Annotated in this window: 4 protein-coding genes; all 4 read left to right on the top strand. The window is 58.3% G+C overall.

The window, feature by feature from the left end:
• The first annotated feature begins 193 nt into the window (after positions 1 to 193).
• From ACOCD2_RS10155 to ACOCD2_RS10140, 4 genes are read left to right on the top strand one after another with little or no spacing between them, the layout of a single operon-like run.
• A complete protein-coding gene (locus ACOCD2_RS10155) occupies positions 194 to 2,290 on the top strand; it encodes a RecQ family ATP-dependent DNA helicase (RefSeq protein ID WP_293647222.1) in 2,097 nt (698 codons plus the stop codon).
• On the top strand, positions 2,291 to 3,649 hold the full coding sequence (locus ACOCD2_RS10150; RefSeq protein ID WP_293647224.1) for a DNA-processing protein DprA: 1,359 nt from the start codon (positions 2,291 to 2,293) through the stop codon (positions 3,647 to 3,649). It abuts the gene before it with no gap.
• The gene (locus tag ACOCD2_RS10145; protein WP_419586461.1) at positions 3,613 to 6,048 is read left to right on the top strand and encodes a type I restriction endonuclease subunit R; all 2,436 of its coding nucleotides are present in this window, start codon (positions 3,613 to 3,615) and stop codon (positions 6,046 to 6,048) included. Before ACOCD2_RS10150 ends, ACOCD2_RS10145 begins: the two co-directional genes overlap by 37 nt.
• Positions 6,048 to 6,431, top strand: coding sequence for a hypothetical protein (locus ACOCD2_RS10140; protein WP_374209593.1), 384 nt, complete (start codon positions 6,048 to 6,050; stop codon positions 6,429 to 6,431). The genes ACOCD2_RS10145 and ACOCD2_RS10140 overlap by 1 nt, the downstream gene beginning before the upstream one ends.
• The last annotated feature ends 113 nt before the right edge of the window (positions 6,432 to 6,544 follow it).

Raw genomic sequence — 6,544 nt, 5'->3', positions numbered from 1 at the left:
GGCCATGCGTGAATTGGAAAAACGATTTGACAGAAAACCCGATCTGGAATCATGGTTTGTCACAATCAATCCAATTACAAAATTGGGGTAATCTATTTTTTCCGGGGCCCTAAGGTGGTGACTATGGCTCACTATACCGTAATTGTGAAAATTTAGGGCCTGATATGGGAAAACTGACACTGGAATGGTCATAATGGATAGACGCGCAGCAGAAACCCTATTACAAACCGCCGTCGGCAACCCGAATGCCCATTTCCGCCCCGGCCAATGGGAAGCCATCGACGCAATTGTCAATCACCGCCAAAAGCTGATGGTGGTGCAGCGCACGGGTTGGGGCAAGAGTTCGGTCTATTTCATCAGCACGCGCATCCTGCGGGACCGTGGCGCGGGACCGACGGTTATCGTGTCTCCCCTGCTGGCGCTGATGCGCAACCAGATCGAGGCGGCGAACCGGCTGGGTATCCGTGCGGAGACGATAAATTCCACCAATCAGGAGAACTGGCCGGAGATCAATGCGGCGATGCTGGCGGATGAAGTGGACGCCATTCTGATTTCACCGGAGCGATTGTCGAATGAGGAATTCGTCAGCGAGGTGCTGTTGCCGGTGGCGGATCGCGTGGGTCTGCTGGTGGTGGATGAGGTGCACTGCATCTCGGACTGGGGTCACGATTTCCGACCGGATTACCGGCGGCTGGTCAATGTGCTGCGGCAGATGCCGCCGAACATGCCGGTTCTGGGGACCACTGCCACCGCAAACAACCGGGTGATCGAGGATGTGCGGGCGCAACTGGGCGATATCGAGATCCAGCGCGGGCCGTTGGTGCGCGACAGTCTTTCGCTGCAGACGCTGCGCTTGCCCGATCAGGCATCGCGGCTGGCCTGGCTGGCACAGTACATTCCCGAGTTGCCGGGTACGGGCATCGTCTATGTGCTGACCATTCGCGACGCGGAACAGGTCGCAGCCTGGCTGAACCGGCAAGGCATTGTAGCACGGGCCTACCACGGCAGTGTGGCGCATGAGGATTTCGAGAGTAGCAACCAGTACCGGCAGCACCTCGAAGACCTGCTTCTGAACAATGGCATCAAGGTGCTGGTGGCGACCACGGCGCTGGGCATGGGGTATGACAAGCCCGATCTCGGCTTTGTCATTCACTACCAGGCGGCCGGTTCCGTCGTGGCCTATTACCAGCAGGTCGGCCGGGCCGGGAGGGCGATCGATACCGCCTATGGCGTGTTGCTGTCCGGCAAGGAGGATGAGGATATCCATGAATGGTTCCGCCGTGGGGCTTTTCCGGACGAGCGGGATGTGAACGCCATTCTCGGGATACTGGCGGAACACGACGAGTTGTCTGTTCGCCAGCTCGAACAGCATCTGAATCTCAGGCAGGGACAGATCGACAAGGTGCTGAAGATTCTCAGCGTCGAGAACCCGGCGCCAGTGATCAAGCAGGATAGCAAGTGGCGCCGTACGCCGGTGCCATTCCGGATGGATCACGAGCGTATCGAGCATCTGACCCAACAGCGGGAAATCGAATGGTGGGAGATGCAGGGCTATATCGATAGCGAAGCTTGCCTGATGGCGTATTTGCGTCATGCGCTGGATGATCCAGAGACGGAAGACTGTGGCCGGTGTGCGGTGTGCCTGGGCGAGCCGGTGGTGGGCGTTGATGTGGACCGGACACTCGCTATCGCCGCAGCCCAGTACCTGAAGCATGCGGAGATGCCCTTCAAACCGAAGAAACAGGCACCCGCCGGGGCATTCCAGGTATATGGCTTCAGCGGCAAGCTCCCTTCGGAGCTTCAAGCATCAGAAGGACGAATACTCTCCCGTTGGGGAGATGCCGGCTGGGGCGGACTGGTCGCCGATGACAAGCATAGTGGTCACTTCCGGGATGAACTGGTCGAAGCGGTCGCCGAAATGCTGGAACAACGATGGCAACCGAACCCGGCGCCGCAGTGGGTGACCTGTGTACCGTCGTTGAAGCATCCGGCGCTGGCGCCGGATTTCGCACAACGCCTCGCGGCACGATTGGGATTACCGTTCGTGGATGCGATCCACAAGGTCGTCGACAACGAACCCCAGAAGAACCAGCAAAACCGTTTTCACCAGTGCAGGAATCTGGACGGAGTGTTCAAGGTAAGCGAAGGGATTCCAGGTACGCCTGTGCTACTGGTGGATGATGTGATCGATTCCGGATGGACGGTAACGGTGCTCGCCGCCTTGCTAAGACAGGCGGGCAGCGGGCCGGTCTATCCGGTGGCGCTGGCCTCAACAAGTACGGGAAGTTAAATGTCGGTCTCCCCCAATACACAAGCCATCCTGTTGCTGACGGCGCATTTTGCAAAGGCCAGAAAAGACGCGGTCAAGCCACTCACGCCGAAGGAATGGGGGCGATTTGCCCTGTGGCTGAAGGAAAAATCACTAACACCGGAACAGTTGATGAACGGTCGACTGGGAGAATTGCTGAACGGCTGGTCGGACAAGACGGTTACCCTCGAACGTATCGAGGGGCTGATGGACCGGGGTTCCGCGCTGGCGCTGGCGATGGAGAAATGGCTCCGGGCCGGGCTGTGGGTGATGACGCGATCCGATCCGGACTACCCGATCCGCCTGAAACAACGTCTGAGAACCGACTCGCCAGCCGTTCTGTTCGGTTGCGGCAACCGCGCCTTGCTGAACGGTGGCGGCCTGGCCGTCGTGGGGTCGCGAAATGCAACGGAGCAGGATCTGGCTTACAGCCGGGACCTGGGTGCGTTGGCAGCGGGCAACGGTTATTCGATTGTCTCCGGTGGCGCGCGCGGGGTGGACGAGGCCGCCATGCTGGGAGCGCTGGAGGCGGAAGGGACGGTGATTGGCGTACTGGCCAACAACCTGCTGCGCGCCTGTTCCTCCGCCAGGTATCGTAAATATCTGATGGCGAATAATCTTGTGTTGATCTCGACCTTCTATCCGGAAGCGGGGTTCAATGCCGGTAATGCCATGCAACGGAACAAGTACATTTATTGCCTCTCGGATGCGGCGATGGTGGTCCATTCCGGTGAGAAGGGCGGAACCTGGAACGGCGCTTTTGAGAACATAAGAAAACAATGGACGCCGCTCTGGGTGAAACGCAGTTCCGATCCAAAAGCCGGCAATGCAGCAATTGTGAGGGCGGGCGCTTTATGGGCGCCGGATAGTGTCGATGAGATTGATTTCGCTTCGTTGTTTTCCGTTGCGCCAATCGTTGAGGAAGCTGGCGAAGATTTATTCAGCAGGGCCGCGAATGAAGTCAATGAGGGCAGTATAGGTCACGCCTATGGGCAGACCGAAGAGTCTGTATCAACATCAGAAACAGCGATTGAAACTGGCTCGAAGCAAGATATGGATACCGAAACCGACGACGCGGATGCGGGCCAGCCTGAACAATCTAGGGTGAATTCCCGCCCAACCGACGATCTGGATTTTTACGATTTGTTTCTCATTAAGGTGGCATCACTATGCAGTGATGTGCCGAAAAAGCCCGATGAGCTGGTTGAAGCATTGAATCTAAACAAAACCCAGCTCAATGCCTGGCTCAAGCATGCTGTCAGTGAGGAAAAGCTGAAAAAGCTCACACGCCCCGTCCGTTACCAGTGGGTCACAACACGGCAAAGCGACTTGCCGCTATAGATATGCCCTACACCGAAGACACCCTAGCCCAGCAAACGACAGCCGAGTATCTGGAACAAGAACTCGGGTGGGAGTCGGTTTACGCCTACAACAACGAGACTTTCGGCCCTGACGGGATGCTGGGCCGGGCTTCGGACCGCGAGGTTGTGCTGACGCGACCATTGCGGGAGAAGCTGGTCGAACTCAATCCCGAGCTTCCCGATGAAGCCTATGACGATGCCATGCGTCAGATTACGACAAGCGTGGCTTCCCAAACCCTGCTGGCGACGAACCGGGAGAAATACGACCTGATCAAGGATGGGGTGCAGGTCAGGTTCCGCAATGCCGACGGTGAGCGGGTGCGCCAGCGCCTGCGGGTATTCGATTTCGAGGAGCCGGAGAACAACCATTTCCTCTGCGTGCGTGAGCTGTGGGTGCGCGGAGATCTGTACCGGCGGCGGGCGGATATCGTCGGCTTCGTCAATGGCCTGCCGCTGCTGTTCGTCGAGTGCAAGAACATCCACAGGGATTTGAAGGCGGCGTTCGAGCAGAATTATTCCGACTATCGCGATACCGTTCCCCACCTGTTCCACCACAACACCATTGTCATGTTCGGCAACGGCGAGAAGGCGAAGATCGGGTCGCTGACCAGCAAGTGGGCGCATTTCCACGAGTGGAAGCGGCTGGCCGAGGATGAGCCGGGCGTGGTGGACATGGAGACCCTGCTCAAGGGGGTGTGCAACAAGCGCAATTTCATGGATCTGCTGGAAAACTTTATTCTGTTCGATGAATCGTCCGGCGAGACCCGCAAGATTATCGCCCGCAATCACCAGTTCCTCGGGGTAAACCGGGCCATCGAGGCGGTGCGCGACCGGAAGAACCGCCAGGGCAGGCTGGGCGTGTTCTGGCATACCCAGGGCGCGGGCAAGAGCTATTCGATGGTGATGTTCACCCGCAAGGTACGCCGCAAGCTGGGCGGCAATTTTACCTTTGTGATCCTGACTGACCGTGAGGATCTCGATACCCAGCTCTACAAGACCTTCGCCGGTTGCGAAGTGGTCGATAATGATCGCGACCCCTGCCGCGCCATCAGCGGGCAGCATTTGAGCGAACTGCTGGCTGAGCACAAGTCCTACATCTTTTCGCTGATCCAGAAGTTCAACCAGGCAGTCGATCCCGACGAGGGCTACACCCGGCGGGATGATGTCATTGTCATTACCGACGAGGCCCACCGCACCCAGTACGGCACGCTGGCGCTGAACATGCGCAACGCCCTGCCCAACGCGAGCTATATCGGTTTTACCGGCACGCCATTGTTCACCGACGATCAGGTCACCCGGCGCGTATTTGGCGACTATGTTTCCACCTACGATTTTCAGCGCGCGGTGGAGGATAACGCGACCGTGCCGCTCTACTACGATGCCCGGGGCGACAAGCTCGGCATCGCGGTGGATGATCTCAACGAGCGTATTGCCGAGAAGCTGGAGGAACTGGAGACGGACGACATCGATGTCGAGCAGCGCCTGGAGCGGGAACTCAAGCGCGATTACCACATCATCACGGCGGGCAAGCGTCTCGATCAGGTGGCGCGGGATTTCGTGCGGCACTATTCGACGGCCTGGGAGTCCGGCAAGGCCATGCTGGTGTGTATCGACAAGATCACCTGCGTGCGCATGCACCGGCTGATCGAGTTTTACTGGCGAGAACGCATCCAGGCGCTGGAACAGCAGCTTGCCTCGATCACGGACGAGCAGGAAGAAATCCTTGCGCGCCGACAGATCGACTGGATGCGCGAGACCAGGGTGGCCGTGGTCGTCAGTGAAGAACAGGGCGAGGTGGACAAGTTTCGCAAGTGGGATCTCGATATCACGTCGCACCGTCGGCTGATCAAGGAAGGCATCGAATTGCCCGCCGCGATGCGCGCCGATCCCCGTTTCCGCAACATGCAGCGCATGGCTCTGGATGAGGCCTTCAAGGAGGATGCGCACCCGTTCCGGATCGCCATTGTCTGCGCCATGTGGCTGACCGGCTTCGATGTGCCGAGCCTGTCCACTCTGTACCTGGACAAACCGCTCAAGGCCCATACCCTGATGCAGGCCATCGCCCGCGCCAACCGGGTGCATGAGGGCAAGAACAACGGGCTCATTGTCGATTACTGCGGCATTCTCAAGAATCTGCGCAAGGCACTGGCGATACCGGCCACGGCGGCGCGGCGGATGAAACCGACCCGGCCCGGCCGGAAGAGGAACTGCTGGCGGATCTGTCCGAGGCCATTGCCCTGGTGCGAGGCTTCCTGGAGGAGCGGGGCGCCTCGCTCGATGGCATCAGGGAGAAGACCGGCTTTGAGCGCAACGCCGCCATTGTCGCCGCGAAAGAGGCGGCGAACGAAAACGATGAAACCCGCAAGCGCTTTGAAGTGATGTGCCGCGAAGCGTTCAAAAAGTTCAAGGCCTGTCTCAACGTCCAGGGCGTCAATGCGCACCGGGCCGACCATGACGCGATCAACGTGGTTTACAAGAGCCTCCAGCAGGATCGGGAACAGGCGGACATCAGCGACATTATTCGGCAGTTGCACCGGGTGGTTGATGAGACCGTCGAGGTAAAACGTGATTGGCAAGGTGAAGATAGGGCTCCCTACGACATCAGCAAGATCGATTTCGACCGCCTGCGGCAGGAATTCGAGCGAAGCCCCGCTAGGCGGACGACGGTGCAGAATCTGAAAACGGCGATCGAGGCCCGCCTGCAACGGCTGCTGCAGCAGAACCCGCTACGGACAGATTTTCAGCGTCACTATGAAAACTAGAGTTTAGAGTAAGCAACATTGTTCCACCGTATATTTTCGGGTGAAATAAAGTTGCTATTTTGTTCATACTGCCCGTTAGAGCTTGTTCTATACGCTGATTGCTGCATCCTGCT

The sequence above is a fragment of the Thiolapillus sp. genome (assembly GCF_048562965.1).
GTDB lineage: Bacteria > Pseudomonadota > Gammaproteobacteria > Chromatiales > Chromatiaceae > Thiolapillus > Thiolapillus brandeum_A.
Note: the sequence above shows the minus strand (reverse complement) of the source record. Positions and strands in the feature narration are given on the sequence as shown.

What these genes read in the sequence shown, in the direction of transcription:
- ACOCD2_RS10150 (WP_293647224.1), top strand. Translation starts at nt 2,291, where the DNA reads ATGTCGGTCTCCCCCAATACACAAGCCATCCTGTTGCTGACGGCGCAT.
- ACOCD2_RS10140 (WP_374209593.1), top strand. Translation starts at nt 6,048, where the DNA reads ATGTGCCGCGAAGCGTTCAAAAAGTTCAAGGCCTGTCTCAACGTCCAG.
- ACOCD2_RS10155 (WP_293647222.1), top strand. Translation starts at nt 194, where the DNA reads ATGGATAGACGCGCAGCAGAAACCCTATTACAAACCGCCGTCGGCAAC.